The sequence below is a fragment of the Bacillus sp. 5RYD7K genome (assembly GCF_059831465.1).
This window is the reverse complement of record NZ_CP191200.1, coordinates 2,664,945-2,688,738: the sequence shown is the minus strand read 5'-3', so window position 1 is coordinate 2,688,738 and position 23,794 is coordinate 2,664,945. Positions and strand designations below refer to the sequence as shown.

Sequence of the window (23,794 nt, the reverse complement as noted above, 5' to 3'; positions counted from 1 at the left end):
ATCTGCCAGTTTACTTGAGCTCCTCAGCCGCTTTGACATCTGAGAGGATGTCATCATACGGAACTTTCTGCACGCCGTCATAATCTTTAAGCACCTTGCCGTCAGGTCCGACTAAATAAAAAGAAGTTTTATGTATGACCTGATCTTCCCCCTTCGGCTTGTTGACAATTGCTTTAAAGCTGTTCAGCGCAAAATCTTCAATGTCCTTTTGGCTGTAACCGGTCAGAAAATCCCAGTTACGAAGTGAGAGCGGATATTTGGAAGCAAATGCTTTCAGCTGTTTAGGCGTATCATTTTCAGGATCTACACTGAACGACACAATCCGCACATCCGGGTTCTCAGCCTTCAGTCTTTTTTGCAGTTCAGTCATATGGGCTGTCATCGGCGGACAGACGGAATTACAATTTGTAAACATAAAATCCGCAATCCAGACATGCCCCTTCAGGCTTTTCAGTGACACTGTTTTTCCGTCTTGGTTCTGATAGGAAAACGGCTCAATCTGATAGTTCAGCGGGTCTTTTATCGTCTTCCCGCCGCAGGCGCACAAGAGCAGCAAACAGATGACGGCAGCGAAGCTTTTCATTTTTTTCATTTCCATTCCCCCCATGGATAAAACGCTTACAGCATTCATCATAAAAAAATCCCCGCACCCTCCCTTATCAAAAGGAGGGCGCTAAGGAATGCGCGCCGTCATGCGTTATGTTTTAATATCTCTTGGTTGAAAACGGCCTCGTAATCTTTCCACTTCATACGGCGCTTAACATATTGTCGGAATGAATACACTGTTCTCACACTTCGTGAAGCAAAAACTTCTCTCAAATAAAGCTCAAGGTGCCGATGAATTTGAAAAAAATAATGTTCACCTTTCGTGACAACCGGTATTTCTGTCACTTTCACCTGAATCCCGTCCTGTCGTTTGAACTCTAGGCTTTTGAGTAACAAGATATCAATCCTTCTTTTTCGATTGTTTTCTTTTTATTATATACAATCTGAGAAAGCGTGTCTGTCATTTTGCGCGGCCGTTCTAAAAAAAGTCAGATTAACAGGTGGAACAGGTCCTGATCTTTATTCACTTCTACGTAATGAAATCCTTTTCGGTCCATCCGGGCAATGAGCGCGCCGTAATCTTCCCGATGTTTCAGCTCAATGCCGACCAATGCAGGTCCGCTGCTTTTGTTATTTTTTTTCGTATATTCAAACCGGGTGATGTCATCATCAGGCCCGAGCACTTCATCAAGGTATTCGCGAAGCGCTCCCGCCCTTTGCGGGAAATTAACGATAAAATAGTGCTGCAGCCCCTCATAAATCATGGAGCGTTCCTTCATCTCCTGCATTCTGCCGATGTCGTTATTCCCTCCGCTGACCACACAGATGACGTTTTTTCCTTTAATCTCTTCCTTGTACAGATCAAGTGCCGACACGGACAATGCACCCGCCGGCTCAGCTACGATGGCGCATTGATTGTATAATTCGAGAATTGTGCTGCACACTTTTCCTTCCGGGACAAGAAGAATGTCATCAACTACGGTTTCAAGCGTCTGAAAAGTTTTCGCGCCGATTTTTTTTACAGCCGCCCCGTCGACAAATTTCTCGATTTTCTCAAGTTCAACGACTTGTCCGGCTTTTTTCGATTCAAAATAGGAAGCTGCGCCCTTCGGCTCCACCGCTATGATTTTTGTTTCCGGCGAAATGTTTTTCATGTACGTGCCGAGGCCGGAAAGGAGTCCTCCTCCCCCTACACTCGCAAAAAGGAAATGCGGCTCAACGTCAATGTCATTTAAAATTTCAATGGCAGCCGTTCCCTGCCCGGCCATGACGTCCGGATCGTCAAACGGATGAATAAACGTGCGGTTTTCCTTTTCACAGCATTCCGCAGAACTCTTATATGCATCATCGAAAGTGTCACCCGTCAATATGATTTCAACAAATTCTTTTCCGAACAGCTCCACTTGAGATACCTTTTGTCTCGGTGTGGTTGACGGCATAAAAATCTTGCCGTGAATGCCGAGATGTTTGCATGAGAACGCAACCCCCTGCGCGTGGTTTCCCGCACTGGCGCAGACAATTCCGTTTTCAGTCTGCTCTTTTGAGAGCTGTCTCATTTTATTATAAGCCCCTCTGAGCTTAAATGATCTGACCACCTGAAGGTCTTCTCTTTTCAAATAGATATTGCAATCATATCTCTCAGAAAGTCTGTCATTCCTCTGCAAAGGCGTATGTATCACAACGTCCTTTACGTTTTGGTGCGCTTTTAAAATGTCTTTTACCTGGATGAGAGAGTCTTCTTTAAGCAACGGTTTCATTTACAGAGTCCTTTCTTATTTAAATCCCTATTTAATATGCCATTATAACATGAATATTCAAATAATAAGATAATTATTTGAATTTCGTAAATAAAATTAAATAAACCGATTCACGAGAAAAAGATATTTTCAAAGGTGAAAACATGTTATACTTAAACCAATTAGAACCAAAAGGAGCCAATTCATGACTGTAATTGTACAATTTGATCCCTTTCATCAGCTAGCCGGCGAACATAAATCCTTTTTAGAAACGAAACGATTGGCCGCCAAATTCGCCTTATCGGATCAGCCGGTCTTCATCACGGGTGAAGTCGGAACCGGAAAAAAACAAATGGCCGCAGCGATCCATCATAAATCCCGCAGAAACAGCGAACTATTTATTACCGTTCACTGCAGCCAAAGCGAAGAGCGGCTCAATCATGAACTGTTCTGTGCTGAAGGTGCATTAAATAGGGCCCGCCGCGGAACATTATTCTTATATGAAATCGGAGACATGCCGCTTTCGGTACAGGCCCGCCTTCTTTCAGAGCTTGATGCCGGGCTTTCCGCCCGCATCATTGCAAGCAGCACGGCGGATCTTGCCGATGCGGAAAACACGTTCAGCAAAGATTTATTTTACAGGCTTCACGTGTTATGCCTTCCGCTCCCTGCTTTATCTGAACGAAAAGGCGATATACCGCTCCTTCTTCAGCATATTCTGGCAGCCTCTGGGCAGCATTTGCATCTCGATCCGTCCGTTTATCCGCTGTTTGAGCGGCACACCTTTAACGGCAACATCAGAGAGCTTCAAAACGCGGCGCATTATATGGCTGCGGCAGCCTCCGGCAGTACGATTTATCCCGAGGATGTCCCGCCGTATATCAAAAACAGCCAGAAAGCGAAAACCGCCAAGAAAAAAGAAAAGCGCCTGACATTGATGGAGAAAGAAGAATTTTTGTTTATTTTGGAATCAATCAAAGACTTAAATGCCAAAGGCGTACCCGCCAGCAGACGGAGCATATCTGAATTAAGCGAAAACGGCACAATGACATTGACGCCTCAGCAGGTCAGAAACAGGCTTGATTACTTAGAAAAGATGAACTATGTCACAAAAGGCCGGGGACGCGCAGGAACAAAAATCACAATAGAAGGGTTAGGCTTTTTGCAGTCACTGCAAAAACAAATCCTTTAAAAGGAGGACATTTGATTGTTCACGATTAAAGAAGAAATCGCAAATGCCATCACACACGGAATCGGTGTATTGCTGTCGATTCCGGCGCTGATTTTTCTCATTATCTTCGCGGTGAAATACGGATCGCCGACAGACATCGTCAGCTTCTCGATTTTCGGCGCCTCAATGCTGCTTCTGTATCTCAGCTCGACTCTCCTGCACAGCATTCAGCATAAAAAAACGAAAGACATTCTGGAGATTGTGGATCACTCCGCGATTTACGTCTTAATAGCGGGGACATATACGCCATTTTTATTAGGGCCGCTTAAAGGCGCACTCGGCCTGACTCTTTTAATTATCGTTTGGTCGCTTGCCCTCGGAGGCATCGTGTTTAAAATCTTTTTCGTGAAGCGGTTTATCATTTTTTCAACGCTTGTCTATTTAATGATGGGGTGGCTGATTATCGTCGCCATTAAACCGCTGTACGCTTCGCTGTCAGGCCCTGGATTCGGCCTTCTTCTTCTCGGCGGCTTATTATATTCCGCCGGCACCGTTTTTTATATTTGGAGAAAGATCCCGTTTCATCACGCCATTTGGCACAGCTTTGTTTTAGGAGGCAGCGCCTCAATGTTTTTCTGTATTTTATTTTATTGTGTCAAAGTTCCCTTTATCTGAAATAAAAAAGCACAGCCTCTCGTAAAGAGACTGTGCTTTTTTTATGCACGGAGCCGTTTTTGAACGGCCGGATAATAAGCGGGCTTGACATGCAATTCAATGTCAGCCGGTTTCAGCCGTTTCAATAATCTGCCCCGAAGCAGCCGGTCTGTTCCCGTTGTGCTGACCGGAACAATCGGAAGGTCAAAACGCAGGGCCAGTTCCTCCGGATTGATTTTGCCGTCTTCAGAAAGAATCAGGCTTTGTCCTTTTTGCAGGCGGACTTCCGCCTCCTGAAGCACGTCCCGGCTGTCTCGGTCACAAATGACACCCATCAGTCTCAGCCAATTCCTGAGAAACGGCATCCGGAAAGCTTTCTTGCCGGCAATAAAACCAGCCGGATCTTCAAGATGTCCCGCAAGCAGCACAAGATCACCCACACCTAATCTGGGATGCACATACAATACAGGTCCGTCCGGTATCAGCCGATCATGATAAATGCTGATTACCGATCCCGACACGTCAATGCAGCCCCTCATAAACGCTTTCGGCTGTTCGTACACCCGTTTCATCTGTTTTTGAAAAGAAAGCCGCGGGTCAAGCTCTTTTTGATTGATATATTCCTGAATATTTTTCATGAACATAAATACAACGTACATGACAAGGCAGCCGTAACGAATCAATTCTTGTCCCCCTGCTCGATCTCAATTCTTTTTCTCGTATACAAGGTACTCATAATCGTAAGGGTTTTTTTCATCTTTTACTCCCTGTCTGCGGGATGTCAATTCCCATTCAGCTTCATTAAACTCCGGAAAAAAACGGTCACCTTCAAAGACATGATGAATTTTAGTCATGTAGAGTCTGTCCGCATGTGGAAAGAGCGCACTGTACAGCTGGGCGCCGCCGATTACAAAGCATTCTTCATTCCCCGGGATCAGTTTGAGCACTTCCTCAGCCGAGGAAGCGACAGTACAGCCTTGAAATAAGGATTCGTCCCGTGAAGTTACAACGATGTTACGCCGATTCGGAAGCGGACGTCCGATTGATTCAAACGTTTTCCGCCCCATCACAATGGTATGTCCAGTCGTCACTTTTTTGAAATATGCGAGATCATCCGGAAGGTGCCAAGGCAGATCGTTATCTTTTCCGATCAGCCGGTTTTCATCCATCGCAAAAATAAACGAAATCATACGCTGACAGCTCCTTTTATATGCGGATGGGGGTCATAATCCTCAATGATAAAGTCTTCAAACGTAAAATCAAAAATAGAATCAACGTTGCGCGCAAACCGCAGTTTCGGCAGCGGGCGGACATCTCTTGTCAGCTGCAAATTCACCTGTTCCACATGGTTTTGATAAATGTGGACGTCTCCGAACGTATGAACAAACTCACCCGGTTCAAGACCCGTCACATGCGCGATCATCATTGTTAAAAGCGCATAAGACGCGATATTAAACGGCACGCCGAGAAAAACATCCGCCGACCGCTGGTAAAGCTGGCACGACAGTTTTCCGTCAGCGACATAAAACTGAAACAGGCAGTGGCAAGGAGGAAGCGCCATATGATCAATTTCGCCGACATTCCACGCGCTGACGATTAACCGCCGGGAATTCGGATTGGTCTTGATGTCATGAACCAGCCGGGAGATTTGATCAATCGTCTCGCCGTCCGCTCCGCGCCATGAGCGCCATTGAGAGCCGTAAACCGGTCCGAGCTCTCCGTTTTCATCGGCCCATTCGTTCCAGATGCGTACTCCGTTTTCCTGAAGGTAGCGGACATTCGTGTCTCCTTTTAAAAACCAAAGCAGCTCGTGCGCGATTGATTTAAAATGGAGCTTTTTCGTCGTAAGCATCGGGAAACCTTCCTGAAGATTAAACCGCATTTGGTAGCCGAACGTGCTGATCGTCCCCGTTCCCGTACGGTCTCCTTTTCTTTCTCCGTTTTCTAACACATGACGGCACAAATCTTTATATTGTTTCATCTTTTTTCATCCTTTTAACGTAGTCTTTTAGTAGTGTAACACAATAAAAAATCATTTCTGCAAAATTTCTCAGAAATGATTTTTTTATTTCTTCACGTTATTACACGCTCATCCAGTCAGGGGGCGTATTCCGGTCCCAATAAATGCTGCCGAGTTCATGGTGTGATTGGAATCCGTCTTCAGCGGTATGGTAATGAAAATTAAACCAGTAGCCGTCTTGCGGAGGATGATCCCGGCGGACGTGGAATCTTAAAAGATCTTCACCCGTCAGCCTGTTATACACATGAAAAATTTTTTCGGTTTTTCCGGCTGACGGCTTGCTGGAAATGACCACATCCTGATACGCTTCATCATCTTGAAACTTGGCTAAATGCCCTGTGATCACATCTTCGATTTTCGGCAGAATTTCACTTCTGTAATCATCTTCAATGACCGGAGAGATTTTGCTGCCGAATTTTAGAAGTGATTGATTTTCAGCATCACCAAGAAGCTGCTGCTGATACGATTGAAACTGTAACTCAGGCTCCCGCCCTGCCTTCTCTTCCCCCGGCAGGGAGTGTTCATCATAAAAAGCGGTGTAATCATTCTGCTCAAGACTGCTCGACTGTCCTGAAGGCTTGTCTGTCATCAAAGCAGCCGGAGGAGACACGAGCCCGAACGTTACAATGGTAAACAGAACCACAAGGGTCTTTTTCATCCACAATTTCATGATAGATAGTTCCCCTCTGTTTTATTGTCCTCTTGTCCCTATATTCTAGCATAGATCAAAGCGCGGCGTCATGTCCGGAAGCGCCTGATCATACAATATGGGAAATTGGTAACTGTGACCGAGCGGCTAAACCGCTTACAATTAGAAAGAGAAAAAGGAGGGGATGAGATGATTAACGCTTTATTTGCGACTGTATCACTTCTCACGCTGCTTTATTTTATCGTGATGGAAATCACTGATTAACGAAAGAGAAGCTCATGATATCATGAGCTTACATGAATGACACCGAAGTGGAAAAGCGCCGTTTTTCTTTTCAGCACCTTGAAGCCGTATCGTTCAAACCGCGGGCTTTTCCAATGGTCTTTAAGCACTACGCATTTTTTCGCCGCCCGAACGGCTTGCGTGATGCACTCTTCGTTAAAACCTTCTTCTGCCAGCGCACGGAGCGGCGCAATACCGTCTGACGTTTCAATAGGTTCGTGAAACATCGGATCAAAATAGATGACATCTACTGATGAATCAGGAAGCTCCCGCAAATAATCGGCGCAGTCGGCAAGCTTGACTTGAATGCGTTTCATGGCGGCTTGCAGCGGTTCAATACCGGTTTCCCACGTTTGAAGGCCTGTTTTAACAAGCAATGAGACAAGCTCATTTTTCTCCAGGCCGATTACTTGTCCGCTTTTTCCGACAGCCATGCTTGCCAAAATCGCATCGGATGCCAGGCCGAGCGTGCAATCTAAAAAGGAGTCCCCTTCGCGTAAACCGGCTGCTTTTAACATCGGCTCGGCTTCCCCTCTCAAAAACCGCTTTGCCCGGAACATCGCTGTATTCGGGTGAAAAAAGAACTTTTCCCCTTGCTTCGTGTAAAGTTCGAACCGTTCCTTTCCGATGACCAAAAGATCGTTTGCCGCTCGTTCCAGCATTTTTTCAATGGGCTGTTTATTGCGGCTGCAATAGGTGTCACCCAGCCTGTCACTGAGTGACTGTGCTATGTGTATCGTATATTCGCTAGGTCTGTAACTGGTTGTGATCATTTATTTCTCCAAAAAGAAAATGCCCGGAATTCGGGCATTTCAGCAGTGTGCATCGAAGGCATCCGTCAGATTTTTCATAATTTCCTCCATGTCATGCCCTTCGATTTCGTGGCGGGGAATAAAGTGAACGACCTCTTTCCCTTTTAACAGCGCCATTGATGGCGAGGAAGGTTCCTGCCCCGTAAAATATTCACGCATTTTTGCAGTCGCATCTTTATCTTGACCGGCAAATACGGTAACCGTAGTATCAGGCGCTTTTTCATGCTGTAAAACAGCCTGAGTCGCAGCCGGACGGGCAAGACCCGCGGCACAGCCGCACACGGAGTTGACAACGACCAATGTCGTGCCCTCAGCTTGTTCCATAAAGCTTTCCACTTCTTCCGCCGTCGTTAATTCCTGAAAACCCGCGCCCGTCAGCTCGCGGCGCATCGGCACGACCAGCTGGCGCATATATTCTTCATAAGCCATTGACATAAAAACAGCCCCCTCTAAAATCCTGATATGATGTCAAGGATACTATAGAGGGAGCCGGAATTCAATTGTTCAGGCCGCTGATTTAAATTTTCATGATTCCGCCCGTATTGGCGCTTGTCACGAGTTTGGAATACCGTGCAAGATATCCTGTTTTGACTTTCGGCTCAAAGCCTTTCCAATTCGCCTTACGTTTTTCCCATTCTTCTTCAGGCACTTGCACATCCAAAATCCGTTTTTCTATGTCAACGATGACATGGTCTCCGTTTTCGACGAATGCGAGCGGGCCGCCCTCAGCCGCTTCAGGGGATACGTGGCCGATTGAAAGGCCGCGGGACGCCCCTGAAAAGCGTCCGTCTGTAATAAGCGCCACTTTCGGGCCGAGCCCCATTCCGACAATCTGAGAAGTCGGAGCGAGCATCTCCGGCATGCCAGGGCCTCCTTTTGGACCTTCATAACGGATAATGACAACGTCTCCTTCTTTTACTTTGCGGTTTATAATGCCTTCAAGCGCGGCATCCTGTGAATCAAAGACGACAGCGGGGCCTTCGTGTCTTGTAATCCCGTCCTGTACGCCGCCTGTTTTGATAATGGCGCCGTCCGGAGCCAGATTCCCAAACAGCACGGCCAAACCGCCTTTTTCGGTAAACGGATTGTCAAGCGGATGAATCACGTCATAATCCTTTACTTCATGACCTGCTATTGTTTCTCCGAGTGTCCGGCCTGTTACAGTCAGCGCGTCAAGATGAAGCGCGCCTTCTTTTTTCGCCAATTCATTAAGGGCCGCAGAGACTCCGCCCGCTTCATGCAGATCTTCAATGAAGACATCCGAGGCCGGCGCCAATTTCGATAAGTGAGGTACTCGTTCAGCCACTTCGTTAATGCGTTCTAATGAGTACTCGACTCCCGCTTCATTGGCAAGCGCAAGCGTATGAAGCACTGTGTTGGTTGAGCCGCCGAGAGCCATATCTAACGCAAACGCGTTGTCAATCGCTTTTTCTGTGACGATATCACGCGGCTTAATGTCCTTTTTAATGGTTTCCATCAATTGGGCCGCTGATTTTCTCACAAACTCTCTTCTTTCCGGAGAAGCCGCAAGAATTGTTCCGTTGCCCGGAAGCGCCAGCCCGAGCGCTTCAGACAGACAGTTCATCGAGTTTGCCGTAAACATGCCTGAACAAGATCCGCACGTCGGACAGCCGAACTGTTCCAGCTCCTGCAGTTCGCCTTCACCGATTTTCCCGGCTTGATAGGCGCCGACGCCTTCAAATACTGAAGAAAGCGAGATCTTGCGGCCATCGCTTGTGCGGCCGGCTGCCATCGGCCCGCCGCTGACAAAAATGGTCGGGATATTAATCCGCATAGCCGCCATCAGCATTCCCGGCGTAATTTTGTCACAGTTCGGAATGCAGACCATTCCGTCAAACCAGTGCGCCGAGACGACCGTTTCAACTGAATCGGCAATGATTTCACGGCTCGGCAGCGAATATCTCATTCCGATATGCCCCATTGCGATTCCGTCATCTACTCCGATTGTGTTAAATTCAAAAGGGACTCCGCCCGCTTCCCTGATTGCTTCTTTTACGATTTTTCCAAATTCCTGCAGATGAACATGTCCGGGAACGATATCGATGTATGAATTGCAGACCGCGATAAACGGCTTGCCGAAGTCTTCTTCTTTTACGCCGGCAGCGCGAAGCAGGCTGCGGTGCGGCGCTCTGTCAATTCCCTGTGTGATCATGTTGCTGCGTAATTCTGCCATGGTGATCCCCCTACTGTTTTTAGACTGTGCGATATTTTTAAAATTTTCAGTTTATTTAAGGGCGCATTCTGTATATATCTCCAGTTACAGCGTTTCCGCCCTGTCCGCTTTCGTATTCTTTTTGTATATCGATAAAAACCCTCCAACAATTAATATTGTACTTACTATATAGAGTTTTGAATCATTTTTCAACAATATTCTAAATAATTTTTATAAAAAGTGAATTCAAATAAAAAAGGTGCATGGCGCACCTTTTTATTACTGCTGTTCTTTTTTTCTGCTTTCAGTCATTTGTTTCCAGACTGAACCTTTTGCCTCTTCTCCGTGCTCAATCCGTTCAATCGCCATTTTGACCTGCAGGCTGACTTCGAATTCCGGATCGTCTTCCGCCGCTTTTAATGCTTTCAGCGCCGTTTCATCGCCGACTTCATATAAAAACATGGCCGCGCGCCAGCGCACGAGCTTGCTTGAGTCACTGAGCGATTTTATCATTGCCGGAATTGCGCTCGCATCGCCGATATCTGACAGGCAGTCACCCGCCGTCCTTCTGACCGTCACCGTTTTGTCTTCAAGCGCTTTGTATAAAAGCGGAAGCACAGACGGCTTTTCGATCATTCCTAAATAGACGACGGCTTGTCTTCTGATCGAGGTCTTCGGATCATGAAGCGCTTTTTCCAATACAGGTAAATCGTCTTCATCCGGGTCCATTTGCTCAAGATGGGCATAGCGCTGTTTCCAGTCTTCATCATCGAGCATGTCCGGAGTCACTTTATAAGCTTTCCGCTGCACTGCCGGCTTGGCCTCACCCTTTTGCTGTACGGCCGCTTCGGTCAGGCGTTTGAGCCGCTCATCACTGTAAGCAGCCTGAAGCTCTTCTGTGACATCGTGTCCGATTTCGGTAAAATCCCCGAAGCGGACGCCTTGTTCTTTCCAGGAGCGCTCAAATACGACATTTGAGGCTTCCGAACGCAGCTTTAATATGGCTTCTTGAAAACGTTCCGGAAGGCCGAACCGTTCTTCACGTTCGCCGTCCGTCAATTTGACCTGCATCGGGATTCCGCTGAACATTTGGACGAAAACCTTCACTTCTCCGAATGATTCCTGTTCAGAACGGCTCTCAGTTTGCTCCGTTTGTTCCATTCCGAAGGCTGATCGGACTTGCGGCAGAATTTCCTTCCAGTCAAAACGGGCGTTTCTCTCCACAGCCAAAAAATCAGCAACATGATAAACGCCTTTTACTCCCTCAATCTTTAAAATATCACGTACGACGGCCGGAGCATCTTCTGCCTGATCCGGCTTGTAATTGTTGCTTTTGCCTGCCGGAAGCTCTTCAGTCAAGATCACTTTCATCGTGTTCGGACTCGGCGTCGGTTCTATTGATTTAATCTTCATTTTGGTCCTCCTATGCACAATCTGACACTTATTCTAACACAGCCTGTACACGCGTTCTATTGCCCCGCTTAGCTTTTTGTCATGCCGGCCTCTTTTGAATGCTGGCGGCAAACTGCAATAGAAATTGATGCCGCTCCCCTGCCAATCCGCCCCCTGTTTTTGTATTCATTAAGCCGATACCCGCAGCGCCAATCGCATCAAGCATGTCTGCATCCTGAAACAACTTTTCCTTCCAATGAAAGCGGCCGTTTTTTCAGCGGTTCCCTGTGCAAAAATGACATCCCTGTGATCATACCCGCAATCTCCCGAACGGAGTCATGCGCGATGTTGAAAGAGCAGCCAGCCGTTCTGTCACTCCGCCCGCCGTCAGCCTTTCTTCGGGCTTATCATCAATTAGATCATGAACCAGCGCGGCCGCCTCGGTGCGCCTTCTTCTTTTGCAATACAAACAGAAAGTGTTGCGATCCGGGAAATATGAAGCCAGTCATGGCACGTTCGTTCATTGATAAGCAGTTCTTTTTCGTTCACCGTGTCACCTCTTATAGAGCCAAAAGCCTCTGTACTGTATCTTCAAGCTCCTTCGGGTTGACGTTTGGAGAAAAACGCCCGGTGACCTCGCCGTTTCGGTCCACAATAAACTTAGTGAAATTCCATTTGACCGCCTTTGTGCCGAGCATCCCCTTCGCCTTCTCCGTCAAATATGTGAAAAGAGGATGAGCGTCTGCTCCATTGACATCCACTTTCGCAAACATTGGGAATGTGACGCCGTAATTTTTCACACAGAATTCCTGAATTTCCGCCTCATTTCCGGGCTCTTGGTTCATAAATTGATTGCAGGGAAATCCTAATATTTCAAGCCCTTCCTCCCGGTATGTATCATAGAGCTCCTGAAGCTGCTTGAGCTGGGACGTGAACCCGCATTTGCTCGCTGTGTTCACAATGATCAACACCTTGCCCCTGTAAGCCGATAGCGTCATGTCTTCGCCGGTTATGGTCCGTACGTTTATGTCGTAGATTGTCATCTGCGCCCCTCCTTCTTTCATTCTTCATTTATTTTAACTGTTTTACAATGCAAAACAAACGGAAACCGCTTTTCCCTTCCATTTACCGGTAAACATTTTTTTCGAGGAACCAAACGGCTCTTTGCCCGTCATAATAAAGAGCCGCCCCGAATTTATGCCCATTTGCCGCTTTCATCCTGTCTTTATGCGTTAATTGCGGCTTATTACGCCGGGATGGATTGAAAAATGGCTTAAAAATTTCTATAATGAAGAAAATTAACGGGGAATAACGGAGGTGGCATGTTGCCTATTAATATACCAAATCACCTGCCCGCTAAGCAGGTGCTTGAAAGTGAACACATCTTTGTAATGGATGAAAGCCGGGCTTTTTCCCAGGATATCCGGCCGCAGAAGATCGTGATTTTAAATCTGATGCCGAAAAAAATCCAAACGGAAACCCAGCTCCTCAGGCTGCTTGGGAATTCGCCTTTACAAGTTCACTTTACATTCCTAATTCCGAGCACACATACTCCAAAAAATACAGCAAGGCAGCATTTGGATGAATTTTATACGGAATTTTCCAGCATCCGCCACAAACGGTTTGACGGAATGATTATTACCGGCGCTCCGATTGAGCACCTGCCGTTTGAAGATGTTTCTTACTGGGAAGAATTAAAGGAAATTATGGAGTGGAGCAAAACGAACGTCACTTCAACGCTCCATATCTGCTGGGGAGCTCAAGCCGGTTTATACTACCATTACGGCATTGAAAAAACGGAGCTGCCGAAAAAAATCTTCGGCGTGTTTGAGCATACCGTTCTTAAAAAACACGAGAGATTGGTAAGAGGCTTTGACGAGCTATACTATGTGCCCCACTCACGGCATACAGATATTAATACGGAGCAGCTGAAATCGGCTTCAGATTTGGATGTGCTGAGCGTTTCAGAAGAAGCCGGTGTCTGTTTAATCGTTTCAAAAGACGAAAAGCAGATTTTCTTAACGGGTCACCCGGAATACGATACTGATACGCTTCTTCAGGAGTATGAGAGGGATATAGAAAGAAAGCTTTCAAACGTAGAAGCTCCTAAGCACTATTTTGCACCCGGCGGGAAAGAACCTGTAAACCGCTGGAAGGCTCATGCGACGTTATTGTTTATGAATTGGCTGAATTATTATGTATATCAGGAAACCCCGTATGAATGGGATTAATTTTTGTTTTGAGTGATACGGTGACAAAAATATGATAAAATACTCTTGATTCAGTATGGGTATAACAGAACTTTAAAATACTGGAACATATCAATTAAATTTAGTTTAAATATGTTGCCGCGCTTATTATAAAATGATGTACTTGTGTTATGTTTATCTATAGACAATAACTCCTTACGATGCATGAAGCTTGCTTGTTGTTGATTACATTGAGGTGAATTTACTTGAATACCAATAAAAAAGTATTAATTTTGACTGCAAATTACGGAAACGGACATGTTCAAGTGGCCAAAACGCTCTACGAACAATGTCTGCGTCTCGGCTTAAAAGTGACGGTTTCCAATTTGTATCAAGAGTCAAATCCGATTGTTTCAGAGGTTACTCAATACCTTTATTTAAAAAGCTTCTCAATCGGGAAACAGTTTTATCGTTTGTTTTATTACGGAGTTGACAAAATCTATAATAAACGCAAATTCAATATTTATTTTAAAATGGGAAATAAACGTCTGGGCCAGCTCGTCGAAGAGCATAAGCCAGACATTATAATCAATACATTTCCGATGATTGTCGTACCGGAATACAGACGGAGAACCGGAAAAGTGATCCCGACGTTCAACGTTATGACCGATTTCTGCCTTCACAAAATCTGGGTTCATGAAAATGTGGATAAATACTATGTCGCCACGGATTACGTGAAGGAAAAACTGATTGAAATCGGCACTCATCCGAACAACGTAAAGATCACAGGCATTCCCATCAGGCCTCAATTCGAGGAAACGATGCCGAAAGAACCGATTTATAAAAAATACAATCTTTCTCCCGACAAAAAAGTGCTTCTTATTATGGCGGGAGCGCATGGTGTGCTGAAAAACGTAAAAGAACTGTGCGAAAACCTCGTTCATGACGATCAGGTCCAGGTTGTAGTGGTATGCGGCAAAAACGGCTCGCTGAAAGAATCACTCAGCAGCTTGGAAAGCGGCAATACCGACCGGCTTAAAGTGCTCGGCTATGTAGAAAGAATCGACGAGCTGTTCCGGATTACGGACTGCATGATTACAAAACCGGGCGGCATCACGCTGACGGAAGCGACAGCGATCGGCGTACCGGTTATTTTGTACAAACCCGTGCCAGGACAGGAAAAGGAAAATGCCATTTTCTTTGAAGACCGCGGTGCGGCTGTCGTGGTCAACCGCCACGAAGAAATTTTAGAGTCTGTCACCTCCCTTCTTGCGGATGAGGAAAAGCTGAACCGGATGAAGGACAATATTAAAAGCCTTCACCTCCCCAACTCTTCTGAAGTCATTTTGCAGGACATTATAAAAGAATCTGAACTGATGGCCGGGAAGGCAGATATGGCAATGTCATAACAAAAAGCACACGAATGATTCGTGTGCTTTTTGTTCGGATAAGTGTTGCCGCTGGAAAAATAAAGATAAAAAATAGGGAGCGGCCGCTTGACGCCCGCTCCCATTTGGTGTATAGTTGAACCATCATTTAACAACGTTTACATACGTACGGTTGGATGATGACAAAATTTTTTTTAGCACGAAGGTGCTACAGTACTAGGAGGAATTAAGCAATATGCAAAACGGTAAAGTAAAATGGTTCAATAACGAAAAAGGATTCGGCTTCATCGAAGTTGAAGGCGGAGACGATGTATTTGTTCACTTCACTGCTATCGAAGGAGAAGGATACAAATCATTAGAAGAAGGACAAGAAGTTTCTTTTGAAATTGTCGAAGGTAATCGTGGACCTCAAGCTTCTAATGTTGTAAAACTCTAAACTCAATACATGTTGATCAGATGACAAATAGAGGAGAGGCGCATGCCTCTCCTATTTGATTGCCGTCTGAATCTCGATTGCTACAAGATTCTGCTTGCACCGCTGCTCGATTTCTTCAATTTGTTTCTCCATTGACGGCATTCCTTTTTTCGCCATTTCCGCTAAACTTCCCAAATCACCGTATATTTCTTTAAATGTCTGCTGAAGGATTGTTTTTAAATCTTTATCATTCACGGCTGGTTTTTCCCTTCTCTCCCAAGATACCCTGAATAATAGTAAATAAGCCCTAATTATCAGGTTCAATAGTTATATCGGCTTATTTTCTATATTTTTTTCTATTTTCCATACATATTTCTAAAAAAAATCTCCAAACTATTTGCGGAGGTGTTTTTTATGGACTCTGAATTTTTTCCAAACGGACTGACGGATAAACGCCAGCTTGAATTAGCGGTGGAAACGGCCCAGAAAACAACAGGCGCGGCTACTCGGGGTCAAAATTCAACTTTGGTTGAATCTGCTTACCAGGCGATTCAGGATGCGAGAACGATGTCACAATCCAGTGAACTGCAGGCACTCGATCAAGATTTCCTGCAAAAGCAGCGAATGCTTCTGGACGATTGCCAGCACCAGCTCGATGAATTCAAAAAATAAAACCGCAAAAGCTGCGGTTTTATTTTTTATTATTGATTTGTCAGCACCTTGCCGTAGGCTTTCAGTTTCTCCCCCACTGTGCATTGATTAATGCAGAAAGAATGGGCGTGCGTTTTTCCGAACTCCTTGCGGAAATGCTTTTTAACAAAGCAGTCTTTGCAATATTCATCCTGAAGCTCTGTCAATTCTTTATAAATGCTTTTTTTATCCAATATCAGTCATCTCCGTTACCTTCTAGTATAATGCGGCTTTCAATCTGCCGGTCATCCGAAAGAATTTTTCTGGCAAGGTCATCCGCTTCTTGATTTTCCTTTCGGTTTACGGCTTCATATGTCGGTGTCAGCTGTAAGGATTCGAGCAGCGCTTCAATTTTATCGAGCCAGTCGTTTTGCGTATCATCATAGCACGGCCAGCTGCCGTCAAGCTGATGCAAAACGACGAGGGAATCCCCTTTTATCGTGATTGAATTTCTGCTTGCGCCAAGTTCCTGCACTTCCTTAAGCGCTTCGTACAACGCGGCATATTCCGCCTCATTGTTCGTCTGAAGCGTTAAGCTTTTGTTTTTTCGTATGCGGTGGCGCTTGCCGCCGAGAGAATAATACACGACAATTCCGAGTCCGGCTAAGCCGCTTTTTTTGTCAAAGCCGCCGTCGAAATACACCGTAATGTCGTCAGGTTCGTGCGCAAGCTCTTCCGTAAGTTTTTCCAGCTCTTTTAGCGTCCAGCTTGCGCCTTTTTCATCCTCAAAATAAATGTCTTTTATATATGGAAAGCGGCTGACTTCTCTTGCAAGCATGCGCGCTTTCGGAACGGTCAGCCAATCTTCAGAAAAAAACGCGACTGGGCCTGTTCCTTTTGCTTCTATTTCGATATACGGCTTAAGATTCATTGAAATCACCTTACCATTCATTAGTTGACGGGCGTGTGCTATAATCAAACCATTCTCAAATTGAAAGGAAGTCAGCAGGTTTTGTTTAATGATGTGTTATGGATTTTATTTGCGATCATTCATTTTATCATTGTTCTTTTGTTTTATAAAGGATTTGGCAAAACGGGCCTATTTGTATGGATCGGTTTCGCCACGGTGTGCGCCAACTTGCAGGTCGTCAAAACAGTTGAGCTGTTCGGTCTTACGGCGACACTCGGAAACATCATGTACGGCACCGTTTTCTTCGCAACTGATGTGCTGAACGAAAAATACGGTCCCCGGGAAGCGCGCAAAGCCGTCTGGCTCGGCTTTTCCACTTTGCTCGCTTTGACATGCGCCATGCAGGGGGCTCTTTTATATAAACCGGCTGCGTCAGATATCGCGCAGCCTGCCCTTGAGACGATTTTCGGTTTTCTGCCGCGTGTTGCGCTCGGAAGCCTCTTGGCTTTTATTTTCAGCCAAACGATAGATGTTTATGTATATTCCGCCATTCGGCGAATCTTTCCTTCTGATCGGCTTCTCTGGCTCAGAAACAGCGGAAGCACGGCGCTCAGCCAGCTGCTGGATACATTTATCTTCACTGCCGTGGCCTTTATCGGTGTTTATTCTGCGGGAGTGTGGTTCAGCATTTTTATTTCAACTTATCTGATTAAATTTGCGGTATCACTCATTTCTGTCCCATACGCATATGCGGCAAAACGAATGACACCGAACGGAGAGTGACGGATGATGCCCGCTGAAATTTATGTAGACGGCGCAAGCGCCGGAAACCCGGGTCCGTCCGGTATCGGTATTTTTATTAAGCATGAGGGGAAATCAGAATCTTTCTCAATTCCGATCGGCGACCATTCAAATCAGGAAGCTGAATTTCTCGCTTTAATTGAAGGAATGAAGCTGTGTGCCGCCCGCGGATATGATTCCGTGTCATTCCGGACGGATTCAGATATCGTGGAGCGGGCCGCTGAACTTGAAGCGGTTAAAAACAAGGCTTTCCAGCCGTTTGTGGATGAAATTGTCCGATTAAAGGCCGGGTTTCCATTGTTTTTTATTAAGTGGATTCCCGGCAGACAGAACCAAACAGCCGATCAGCTCGCAAAAAAAGCGGTTCGGCTGAATAAATAACCGGAATGAAATTGCGTCATACTGTTCATCCTACAAATGAGGTGAACAGCTATGAGAAAAGAAAATAAAGGCCGGCTGACCGGAGGCGTGAATCCTCAGGGAAATATGGAGGGAAATGCGCACAAAGACCCGAAATCAGCCCTTGAAAACAATGCAAAAAAAAGCAATACAAAACGCTAGAGGGATCAGCTGATCTCTCTGGCGTTCAGTTTTTCGAGCATCCTTTCAATTCCTTTTATCTGATGGCGTCTGAGCATTAAGGATGCTTCTTCCATCTTCAATGAAAAAATCGCTTCTTCAAGCGTACAGACTAACGGCACTTCGCAATGTATTTCAGCAAGCTGCCTTGACAGCTCCAATTCTTTTAAGCTTTGCTGAATTTTCGTTTGCTGGCCCTTCGGCAGTAAAGCGAGACTTTCTAATAACCGTTCTATGTTTTCGTATTCACGGATCAGCTTGTACGCCGTTTTTTCTCCGATTCCTTTAACGCCGGGATAGTTGTCGCTTGTATCTCCCATCAGCGCCTTTATGTCAATCAGCGCTTTTGGAGGAACTCCCATTTCTTCTCTGAATATCTCATCTGTATATACCTTATAATTGCCGATGCCCTTTTGCAGCAGGGCCACCTGAACTTGTTCATTCAGCAATTGAAGCAGATCCTTATCGCCCGTTACGATCGTAATTTCCGCTTCCCCGGAAAATAAGGCAGAGAGCGTACCGATACAGTCATCCGCTTCATAGCCTTTTATACCGATGTTTAAAAACCCAAGCTCACGCGCCGCTTCTTTCGCTAAATCAAATTGCGGAATGAGCTCAAGAGGCGGTTCGCTCCGGTTTGCCTTATAATCCTGAAACAAGTCATTGCGGTACGTTTTGCTTCCCATATCCCAGCAGCAGACGACATGTGTGGGCTGAAAAGTATCAACCGCCGTAATGAGATGCTTTAAAAATCCGTTGACTCCGTTTGTCGGAATTCCGTTTTCATTTATCATAAAATTGCGATGCACGGCCGTGGCGAAAAACGAACGGAATAAAAGCGCCATGCCGTCAACGAGCAGTAATTTGTTATTCATATATCGAAAACTCCTTTTTTATTCAATGCTCCTATTTTACCATAGGAAAGCCGTAAAAAAACAGCATCCTCCCGTTTGGAAGATGCTGCCGTCACGTTACTCGCCGTGTCTTTTATTGCTTGCCATCAGCTTTTCAGCTTCACGGCCGGCATAGGAATCAAATGTCTGTCCGAAGCCGTTTTTCTTTTTGGCATTGTTATTCTGCTGTGCATTTCTGTTTCCCAGCTTTGTTCTGCCCATTGTCATATCCCCCCTTAGAGAAGATACGGATAGTATGCGCAGCAAGCGCTGACGCCACACACGGCAGGTTCAACCATTACGGTCTGCTGACGAATTCTTTCACCATTTCTTCACTTACGAATCGCCTTTGCGGCACTATTCCCTTTTCAGCCAGCTGGTTCATTTTTGCGGTGATGCCGTTGATGACATCTGTCGTGAACGGTTCATTCCGTCTGCATTTTACAATGGCTTCTTCAATCGCCTGTTCACGCTGATAGTCAAGCTGCACAAATGTTTTGACGTGCTGATGCTGATTTGCGGAATGTGCTGAAATTGCTTTATGGACTTCTGACATAAAAGGTTTCATCTCGCTTTTTTCATTTTAGTCTACCACGACTGTTATCTACCCGCCAACCGGATTTTTAAATTTTCAGCATTTCATCTTTCTTTTTCCATGCTTTTCCGGCTTCGTAAAGGCGTTCAATTTCTCCGGTACCAGTATTTTCCGCAAGCCCCCGTATATAAGTGTCACGCTGCTCGCGGATCTGGGACAGGCTTTGAGCCGCCATTTTTTCCTGAAGCCGGCGCACCTGCTCAGTATAGCGCGCTGAAAGGCTTTCTTTCTCCTGCTCAAGCCATCTTTCTGTCACTTTTTGCAGGCTGAGCCTGAGTCCCTCCACAAATGACGCTTTTCCGTTCTGTTCAAAAAACTGTTTCGGCGATTTCACTTCTTTAACGTGATGTGTGAATGCTGAGACGTCAATGACCGGCGCGACCTCTTTCAGCTGAACGGCAAATTCGTTTTCAGCGCTGACATAAATGGAAAAATCCCCGTCTTCCATGAGCTTCTTCCGGCAGTTCTCCATCCACTCCTCAGTCATATGGCGCTCAATAAACCCTGTCATCCGGATATCGAGCGTCTTCAGCTCTTGCATGTATTCAAAACGGAATTCCTTCAGCGCCTCCTTCAGCGCCGCTGATAGATTTCGTTTCCAATCGCCATTTTGAAGGCCCGGATGGAAAGCGGTTTTCAGCATATCATTCGCATAAAACGACAGACGATGTTTAATGTGATAGAGCTGTTCTTCCGTATCTTTCATCACTTTTCGAATGATGACCTCAGACGTACGGCGCTTTGAAACATCAGCGAGTGCTTTTTCATAAGAAGATTCCAAACGCTGTTTCTTTTTTTCTTTTTCTTCTGCCGACTGGTGAAGAGATTCATGAAGCTGTTCCACCATATCGCACAATTTGTCCGCCTCTGTTTGCAGCTGCGCGCAGCTGGCCCTCATTACATCTCCCTCAATAAAGTGCGCAAGTCCGGTTCTTACATCAGAGAATCCGTTATAGAAAGCTTTATTTTTCCCCGCAAGCTCTTCTTTACTTGAAACATGATATAATTTCGGCTGTTTAATTCCTTCTTTTGAGAGTTCAGAACGGACATAGTCTTTGACAGTTTCCAGCTCGCTTTCCGTTTTGGCAAGATCGGCAGCGTTAATGACAAAAAACATTTTATCCATGCCGAATGATTCTTTGACGAGGCCGAGTTTCTTCAGAAAAGACCTGTCTCCTTTTGAAAAAGAATGCTGATAGTACGTCATATAAAAGAACGCGTCAGCATCTTTTATATATTGAAAGGCAAGCTCTGTATGGCGCTTGTTTATACTGCTTGCTCCCGGCGTATCAACAATGGTAATGCCTTTTTGCGTGAGAGGCGAATCATAATACACTGTGACTTCCTTCACGCAGCAGGCCGTTTTTTCTTCAGCTGCGTACGGTTTTACATCTTCAATCGGAACCGTCAGTGTCAGCCTCTGACGGATCTGTTCTTCGTACGTATTAAACGCCTGAAGCATCGTTTGAATCACCGGCGTAAGATCATCAGGCACTTTTCCCTTTTTAATGGCATAATTCCATCTCTCGTTCAGTGACCGCCCTTTTATGTCAGCATCTTTCAGCTCTGTCAGCTGAAGCATTTCAGCGTCCAGCTCCTCTTCCGTTTTAAAAACGATTTCCGCAGATTTATGCGGTTTGCCGTCTTGCGGTTTCGTTATTTTGTTGATCGTAGCCGTTGTCGGCGTCGGTGATGAAGGAAGCACGTATTCCCCGACCAGCGCGTTGGCGAACGATGATTTCCCCGAGCTGAAACCTCCGAATAACGCCAATGTAAATTGACGGTTTTCAAGCCGCTCAATCCTGTTTCGAAAGGCTTCTGCCTGTTTTCCTAATAGGCTTGATGAGTCAAGAATCCCCGCCAGTTCATAGAACCGATCCACTTGCTCTTTTATAGAAAGTTCCTTCACCGCAATTTTCTCGGGCTGGCTTACTTCATGCAGTACAGTCTCTATTGGTTTCTCTTTTTGGACGGGCGCTTTCGCAAGGCGTTTTTTTCGTGTATACCAGTCGCTGCTTTCCGTATCATAGGCTGATTCTTCTTCCCACAAAGCGCGGACGCGGGAAGCTTTTTCTTCGGCATTGCGCTCTTCTTCTGCCGATTGCGCAAGTTCATCTCTTATTGCTCTTTCTTTCTCAAGCCGTTTTTTCAGGCTCTCTATAAGCGGTCCGTTTTTTGCCTGCACAAAAGCGGTCAGTTCCTCAATGAGCTCTGCTGTCTGCCTTTTCGCTTCTCTTCGGATCATGTCGGCGAGATCTTTCGAATAGGTTAATACGTATTCAGCTGAAAAGGCCGCTCCCTGCTTTAGGGCCTGTGCGGTGATATCATCAGAAAGCGTTGTGCGGTACGCCTGTATTTTCTTGATCAGTTTATCAGATTCCGCTTCATAACGCTTGGCCGCTTTCGTAAATGTGTCGATAATATGCCAATCCGCTTCCCCTTCCGTTCTTTTTTTAATATCAGCAAAAAATTCAGCCTGCCTTCTCTCTTTTTCCGCTGCCGTTTTCGCTTTTGAAAAGAAAAATCCTGTTTTGAACGAGGGCTGCTGCGATTCAATATAAGCAGATGCAAGCTCCCTCATCTCAAACGGTGTCAGATTAGCGTTTTGCAAGATGTTCTGCACGTCTTTTCTGATGTCTTTCTCTGCTGTTTCAGCCTGTTGAACGGCATTTTCAAGTTCAGCTTCGACAGAACGGACGAGTGTTTCCTGTTTCTCAAACCGCTCCCCGCTGCCGCTCTTCGCATCTTTTACGAGCATGTCTGTATGCTCCTTGACCACGTGTTCGACTTTTTTCTTCGTTAAGGACCATAGATTTGTTTTTGCCTGCCGTTTCAGCTGCTGTAGATGTTTTTTCAGCTTTTCAATGCCGTTTAACGGATGATCAGGCTCGGTGACAGATGTAAAGAAAAGCGATTCCTTCGGTATTCCAAGGCCTTCGAGCATCTCTTCCACCTGCTTGCGATACTCTTCAAACTTTGTTTCGGTTTCATCATGCCTGTCAATTTGGTTGACGATCAAAAACAGATTCGGAACACGGTCCTTGACGGAGCTGAGAAACAGCATATTTTCTTCTGAATGAACATGATTATAATGAACGACGTAAAATAAAGCATCAGCCTGGTGAAGAATTGATGCGGCTGATAAAAAATGCGCTTCGTCGGTTGAATCAATCCCCGGTGTGTCAATGTAGGCCGCATGGGGCTCTGACTCCTCAAAGCCGGCATAGACTTCCACCGTCTCAATCTGCTCACCGTCTTTACAAAATTGCTGCACTTGTTCTTTATCGTAACTTCCTTCTATTTCTGCATAAGCCCCGTCAGTCGTATGAAGCACGACTTTATCCGCACCGTGCCGGATGACAACGAGGTTGGCGCTTGTGGGAATCGGACTTGTCGGCAGTATGTCCTCACCGAGCAATGTGTTTAATAAAGAGGATTTTCCGGCCGAATAATGCCCGGTAAACGCGATATAAACCTCTTCATCAGCCGCTTTTTTCATAATGGCCGCGAGCTGATCGGCCCGTTTTTCATCATGGTGATCCAAAAATTGTGCGTATAAAGCTCCCGTTCTGCTGAACATCTCCCTGTTACGGCGTTCTTCTTCTGTCATGTGTCTTTACCCCTTTGTGTCTGTCGCATCAAATGACGTTTTCGTTTTTAGAAAGCTCTGAAAAAAACCTCTCCCCCATTTTACACAAGAATGGCTTACTTTTCTTCAGGAAACGCAAAAAAGCCGCCGATATCGGCAGCTGATAAAGAAAAAACACCCGCGGCAGGAAAAACCGCAGATGTTTAAGAGGACATTGATTTATTCGAAACTTTTTTCAAAACAAAACCAATTAAAACACTGTATGTACAAACGGCTGCTAGTAAAAATAACATGGTCATTTTCCGCACCACCTTGAATGAGAATCATTTTCATATTTACATCTTATCACGAGTGAGAATGATTTTCAATC

Annotated in this window: 30 protein-coding genes and 2 pseudogenes; 11 read left to right on the top strand and 21 right to left on the bottom strand. The window is 45.6% G+C overall.

Going from position 1 to position 23,794, the window contains the following annotated elements:
* Positions 1-10 precede the first annotated feature (10 nt).
* The 3 genes from scuA to ilvA all read right to left on the bottom strand — a co-directional run bounded on the left by scuA (position 11) and on the right by ilvA (position 2,303).
* A complete protein-coding gene (scuA, locus tag ACQE26_RS13615; protein WP_269774914.1) occupies positions 11-592 on the bottom strand; it encodes a cytochrome c oxidase assembly accessory protein ScuA in 582 nt (193 codons plus the stop codon).
* Between the two features lie 98 nt (positions 593-690).
* The gene (locus ACQE26_RS13610) at positions 691-942 is read right to left on the bottom strand and encodes a DUF2535 family protein (RefSeq protein ID WP_016936679.1); all 252 of its coding nucleotides are present in this window, start codon (positions 940-942) and stop codon (positions 691-693) included.
* Positions 943-1,034: 92 nt separating this feature from the next.
* Entirely contained in the window at positions 1,035-2,303 is a 1,269-nt protein-coding gene (ilvA, locus tag ACQE26_RS13605) for a threonine ammonia-lyase IlvA (protein ID WP_438420085.1), read from the bottom strand.
* Positions 2,304-2,487: 184 nt separating this feature from the next.
* Here ilvA and ACQE26_RS13600 point away from each other — a divergent pair, with 184 nt between their 5' ends.
* Positions 2,488-3,474: a sigma 54-interacting transcriptional regulator gene (locus tag ACQE26_RS13600; RefSeq protein WP_500469749.1), complete on the top strand. Its 987-nt coding sequence runs from the start codon at positions 2,488-2,490 to the stop codon at positions 3,472-3,474.
* A 15-nt stretch (positions 3,475-3,489) separates the two neighbouring features.
* Positions 3,490-4,128, top strand: a complete 639-nt coding sequence (gene trhA / locus ACQE26_RS13595; RefSeq protein WP_500469747.1) for a PAQR family membrane homeostasis protein TrhA — start codon at positions 3,490-3,492, stop codon at positions 4,126-4,128.
* Between the two features lie 41 nt (positions 4,129-4,169).
* On the opposite strand, the gene ACQE26_RS13590 is transcribed toward trhA, so the two are convergent.
* The 4 genes from ACQE26_RS13590 to ACQE26_RS13575 form a co-directional block, all read right to left on the bottom strand.
* Positions 4,170-4,790 carry a lysophospholipid acyltransferase family protein gene (locus tag ACQE26_RS13590; protein ID WP_500469745.1) on the bottom strand — a complete coding sequence of 207 codons (621 nt, stop codon included), beginning with the start codon at positions 4,788-4,790 and terminating at the stop codon, positions 4,170-4,172.
* Positions 4,791-4,811: 21 nt separating this feature from the next.
* On the bottom strand, positions 4,812-5,297 hold the full coding sequence (locus ACQE26_RS13585) for a dihydrofolate reductase (protein ID WP_500469743.1): 486 nt from the start codon (positions 5,295-5,297) through the stop codon (positions 4,812-4,814).
* The gene (locus ACQE26_RS13580; RefSeq protein ID WP_438420089.1) at positions 5,294-6,088 is read right to left on the bottom strand and encodes a thymidylate synthase; all 795 of its coding nucleotides are present in this window, start codon (positions 6,086-6,088) and stop codon (positions 5,294-5,296) included. The genes ACQE26_RS13585 and ACQE26_RS13580 overlap by 4 nt, the downstream gene beginning before the upstream one ends.
* 100 nt (positions 6,089-6,188) lie before the next feature.
* Positions 6,189-6,797, bottom strand: coding sequence for a YpjP family protein (locus ACQE26_RS13575; protein WP_060962500.1), 609 nt, complete (start codon positions 6,795-6,797; stop codon positions 6,189-6,191).
* A 114-nt stretch (positions 6,798-6,911) separates the two neighbouring features.
* On the opposite strand from ACQE26_RS13575, the gene ACQE26_RS13570 reads away from it, so the two are divergent.
* Entirely contained in the window at positions 6,912-7,040 is a 129-nt protein-coding gene (locus ACQE26_RS13570) for a hypothetical protein (RefSeq protein ID WP_500469741.1), read from the top strand.
* 20 nt (positions 7,041-7,060) lie between these two features.
* Here ACQE26_RS13570 and ACQE26_RS13565 read toward each other — a convergent pair whose 3' ends face one another.
* The 6 genes and pseudogenes from ACQE26_RS13565 to ACQE26_RS13540 all read right to left on the bottom strand — a co-directional run bounded on the left by ACQE26_RS13565 (position 7,061) and on the right by ACQE26_RS13540 (position 12,478).
* The gene (locus ACQE26_RS13565) at positions 7,061-7,831 is read right to left on the bottom strand and encodes a class I SAM-dependent methyltransferase (RefSeq protein WP_500469739.1); all 771 of its coding nucleotides are present in this window, start codon (positions 7,829-7,831) and stop codon (positions 7,061-7,063) included.
* A gap of 39 nt (positions 7,832-7,870) precedes the next feature.
* A complete protein-coding gene (locus ACQE26_RS13560; protein ID WP_500469737.1) occupies positions 7,871-8,305 on the bottom strand; it encodes a BrxA/BrxB family bacilliredoxin in 435 nt (144 codons plus the stop codon).
* Positions 8,306-8,387: 82 nt separating this feature from the next.
* Entirely contained in the window at positions 8,388-10,064 is a 1,677-nt protein-coding gene (ilvD, locus tag ACQE26_RS13555; protein WP_016936688.1) for a dihydroxy-acid dehydratase, read from the bottom strand.
* A gap of 258 nt (positions 10,065-10,322) precedes the next feature.
* Positions 10,323-11,456: a conserved virulence factor C family protein gene (locus ACQE26_RS13550; RefSeq protein WP_500469735.1), complete on the bottom strand. Its 1,134-nt coding sequence runs from the start codon at positions 11,454-11,456 to the stop codon at positions 10,323-10,325.
* A gap of 79 nt (positions 11,457-11,535) precedes the next feature.
* Positions 11,536-11,999: pseudogene (locus ACQE26_RS13545) on the bottom strand (HD domain-containing protein).
* Positions 11,996-12,478 (bottom strand): glutathione peroxidase, encoded by a 483-nt coding sequence (locus ACQE26_RS13540; protein WP_016936690.1) that lies wholly within the window; start codon positions 12,476-12,478, stop codon positions 11,996-11,998. Before ACQE26_RS13540 ends, ACQE26_RS13545 begins: the two are co-directional and overlap by 4 nt.
* A 282-nt stretch (positions 12,479-12,760) precedes the next feature.
* On the opposite strand from ACQE26_RS13540, the gene metA reads away from it, so the two are divergent.
* The 4 genes and pseudogenes from metA to cspD all read left to right on the top strand — a co-directional run bounded on the left by metA (position 12,761) and on the right by cspD (position 15,448).
* Positions 12,761-13,666: a homoserine O-acetyltransferase MetA gene (metA, locus tag ACQE26_RS13535; protein ID WP_060962495.1), complete on the top strand. Its 906-nt coding sequence runs from the start codon at positions 12,761-12,763 to the stop codon at positions 13,664-13,666.
* 224 nt (positions 13,667-13,890) lie between these two features.
* Entirely contained in the window at positions 13,891-15,033 is a 1,143-nt protein-coding gene (locus ACQE26_RS13530; protein ID WP_047474497.1) for a diglucosyl diacylglycerol synthase, read from the top strand.
* 87 nt (positions 15,034-15,120) lie between these two features.
* Positions 15,121-15,232 (top strand): annotated as a pseudogene (locus tag ACQE26_RS13525) (hypothetical protein); the annotation flags it as partial.
* A 15-nt stretch (positions 15,233-15,247) separates the two neighbouring features.
* The gene (gene cspD / locus ACQE26_RS13520) at positions 15,248-15,448 is read left to right on the top strand and encodes a cold-shock protein CspD (RefSeq protein WP_003153604.1); all 201 of its coding nucleotides are present in this window, start codon (positions 15,248-15,250) and stop codon (positions 15,446-15,448) included.
* A gap of 51 nt (positions 15,449-15,499) precedes the next feature.
* Here the strand turns inward: cspD and ACQE26_RS13515 are convergent, their stop codons facing one another.
* On the bottom strand, positions 15,500-15,682 hold the full coding sequence (locus tag ACQE26_RS13515) for a hypothetical protein (protein WP_012117812.1): 183 nt from the start codon (positions 15,680-15,682) through the stop codon (positions 15,500-15,502).
* A gap of 159 nt (positions 15,683-15,841) precedes the next feature.
* Here ACQE26_RS13515 and ACQE26_RS13510 point away from each other — a divergent pair, with 159 nt between their 5' ends.
* Positions 15,842-16,099, top strand: a complete 258-nt coding sequence (locus tag ACQE26_RS13510; RefSeq protein WP_016936693.1) for a DUF2564 family protein — start codon at positions 15,842-15,844, stop codon at positions 16,097-16,099.
* A gap of 29 nt (positions 16,100-16,128) precedes the next feature.
* Here the strand turns inward: ACQE26_RS13510 and ACQE26_RS13505 are convergent, their stop codons facing one another.
* Together ACQE26_RS13505 and ACQE26_RS13500 are read right to left on the bottom strand one after the other, a co-directional pair.
* Positions 16,129-16,311 (bottom strand): zinc-finger domain-containing protein, encoded by a 183-nt coding sequence (locus ACQE26_RS13505; RefSeq protein ID WP_003153581.1) that lies wholly within the window; start codon positions 16,309-16,311, stop codon positions 16,129-16,131.
* Between the two features lie 2 nt (positions 16,312-16,313).
* Complete coding sequence (locus tag ACQE26_RS13500; RefSeq protein WP_438420092.1) at positions 16,314-16,988, bottom strand: ribonuclease H family protein; 675 nt, start codon at positions 16,986-16,988, stop codon at positions 16,314-16,316.
* Positions 16,989-17,069: 81 nt separating this feature from the next.
* Between ACQE26_RS13500 and ACQE26_RS13495 the strand changes: the two genes are divergently transcribed.
* The 3 genes from ACQE26_RS13495 to sspL are packed head-to-tail and all read left to right on the top strand — an operon-like array spanning position 17,070 to position 18,329.
* On the top strand, positions 17,070-17,750 hold the full coding sequence (locus tag ACQE26_RS13495; protein ID WP_013352616.1) for a queuosine precursor transporter: 681 nt from the start codon (positions 17,070-17,072) through the stop codon (positions 17,748-17,750).
* A 6-nt stretch (positions 17,751-17,756) separates the two neighbouring features.
* Positions 17,757-18,149: a reverse transcriptase-like protein gene (locus ACQE26_RS13490; RefSeq protein WP_060965027.1), complete on the top strand. Its 393-nt coding sequence runs from the start codon at positions 17,757-17,759 to the stop codon at positions 18,147-18,149.
* 51 nt (positions 18,150-18,200) lie between these two features.
* Complete coding sequence (gene sspL, locus ACQE26_RS13485) at positions 18,201-18,329, top strand: small, acid-soluble spore protein L (RefSeq protein ID WP_003153575.1); 129 nt, start codon at positions 18,201-18,203, stop codon at positions 18,327-18,329.
* A 5-nt stretch (positions 18,330-18,334) separates the two neighbouring features.
* On the opposite strand, the gene ACQE26_RS13480 is transcribed toward sspL, so the two are convergent.
* The 5 genes from ACQE26_RS13480 to fbpC form a co-directional block, all read right to left on the bottom strand.
* Positions 18,335-19,222 carry a 5'-3' exonuclease gene (locus ACQE26_RS13480; RefSeq protein ID WP_438420093.1) on the bottom strand — a complete coding sequence of 296 codons (888 nt, stop codon included), beginning with the start codon at positions 19,220-19,222 and terminating at the stop codon, positions 18,335-18,337.
* Positions 19,223-19,318: 96 nt separating this feature from the next.
* Positions 19,319-19,462 carry a protein YpzF gene (ypzF, locus tag ACQE26_RS13475; RefSeq protein ID WP_101605452.1) on the bottom strand — a complete coding sequence of 48 codons (144 nt, stop codon included), beginning with the start codon at positions 19,460-19,462 and terminating at the stop codon, positions 19,319-19,321.
* A gap of 76 nt (positions 19,463-19,538) precedes the next feature.
* Positions 19,539-19,796 carry a YpbS family protein gene (locus ACQE26_RS13470; protein WP_438420094.1) on the bottom strand — a complete coding sequence of 86 codons (258 nt, stop codon included), beginning with the start codon at positions 19,794-19,796 and terminating at the stop codon, positions 19,539-19,541.
* 67 nt (positions 19,797-19,863) lie between these two features.
* The gene (gene dynA, locus ACQE26_RS13465) at positions 19,864-23,445 is read right to left on the bottom strand and encodes a dynamin GTPase (protein ID WP_500469727.1); all 3,582 of its coding nucleotides are present in this window, start codon (positions 23,443-23,445) and stop codon (positions 19,864-19,866) included.
* Between the two features lie 182 nt (positions 23,446-23,627).
* Positions 23,628-23,723, bottom strand: a complete 96-nt coding sequence (gene fbpC / locus ACQE26_RS13460; RefSeq protein WP_095241696.1) for a Fur-regulated basic protein FbpC — start codon at positions 23,721-23,723, stop codon at positions 23,628-23,630.
* Positions 23,724-23,794: the final 71 nt, after the last annotated feature.

Bases quoted from the DNA above. Each gene is read 5' to 3' on its own strand.
- sspL (WP_003153575.1), top strand. From the start codon at position 18,201: ATGAGAAAAGAAAATAAAGGCCGGCTGACCGGAGGCGTGAATCCTCAG.
- ypzF (WP_101605452.1), bottom strand. From the start codon at position 19,462: ATGGGCAGAACAAAGCTGGGAAACAGAAATGCACAGCAGAATAACAAT.
- ACQE26_RS13480 (WP_438420093.1), bottom strand. From the start codon at position 19,222: ATGAATAACAAATTACTGCTCGTTGACGGCATGGCGCTTTTATTCCGT.
- ACQE26_RS13540 (WP_016936690.1), bottom strand. From the start codon at position 12,478: ATGACAATCTACGACATAAACGTACGGACCATAACCGGCGAAGACATG.
- ACQE26_RS13600 (WP_500469749.1), top strand. From the start codon at position 2,488: ATGACTGTAATTGTACAATTTGATCCCTTTCATCAGCTAGCCGGCGAA.
- fbpC (WP_095241696.1), bottom strand. From the start codon at position 23,723: ATGACCATGTTATTTTTACTAGCAGCCGTTTGTACATACAGTGTTTTA.
- dynA (WP_500469727.1), bottom strand. From the start codon at position 23,445: ATGACAGAAGAAGAACGCCGTAACAGGGAGATGTTCAGCAGAACGGGA.
- scuA (WP_269774914.1), bottom strand. From the start codon at position 592: ATGAAAAAAATGAAAAGCTTCGCTGCCGTCATCTGTTTGCTGCTCTTG.
- ACQE26_RS13585 (WP_500469743.1), bottom strand. From the start codon at position 5,297: ATGATTTCGTTTATTTTTGCGATGGATGAAAACCGGCTGATCGGAAAA.
- cspD (WP_003153604.1), top strand. From the start codon at position 15,248: ATGCAAAACGGTAAAGTAAAATGGTTCAATAACGAAAAAGGATTCGGC.
- ilvA (WP_438420085.1), bottom strand. From the start codon at position 2,303: ATGAAACCGTTGCTTAAAGAAGACTCTCTCATCCAGGTAAAAGACATT.
- ACQE26_RS13565 (WP_500469739.1), bottom strand. From the start codon at position 7,831: ATGATCACAACCAGTTACAGACCTAGCGAATATACGATACACATAGCA.
- ACQE26_RS13560 (WP_500469737.1), bottom strand. From the start codon at position 8,305: ATGTCAATGGCTTATGAAGAATATATGCGCCAGCTGGTCGTGCCGATG.
- ACQE26_RS13550 (WP_500469735.1), bottom strand. From the start codon at position 11,456: ATGAAGATTAAATCAATAGAACCGACGCCGAGTCCGAACACGATGAAA.
- ACQE26_RS13510 (WP_016936693.1), top strand. From the start codon at position 15,842: ATGGACTCTGAATTTTTTCCAAACGGACTGACGGATAAACGCCAGCTT.
- ACQE26_RS13490 (WP_060965027.1), top strand. From the start codon at position 17,757: ATGCCCGCTGAAATTTATGTAGACGGCGCAAGCGCCGGAAACCCGGGT.
- ACQE26_RS13575 (WP_060962500.1), bottom strand. From the start codon at position 6,797: ATGAAATTGTGGATGAAAAAGACCCTTGTGGTTCTGTTTACCATTGTA.
- ACQE26_RS13580 (WP_438420089.1), bottom strand. From the start codon at position 6,088: ATGAAACAATATAAAGATTTGTGCCGTCATGTGTTAGAAAACGGAGAA.
- ACQE26_RS13500 (WP_438420092.1), bottom strand. From the start codon at position 16,988: ATGAATCTTAAGCCGTATATCGAAATAGAAGCAAAAGGAACAGGCCCA.
- ilvD (WP_016936688.1), bottom strand. From the start codon at position 10,064: ATGGCAGAATTACGCAGCAACATGATCACACAGGGAATTGACAGAGCG.
- ACQE26_RS13470 (WP_438420094.1), bottom strand. From the start codon at position 19,796: ATGTCAGAAGTCCATAAAGCAATTTCAGCACATTCCGCAAATCAGCAT.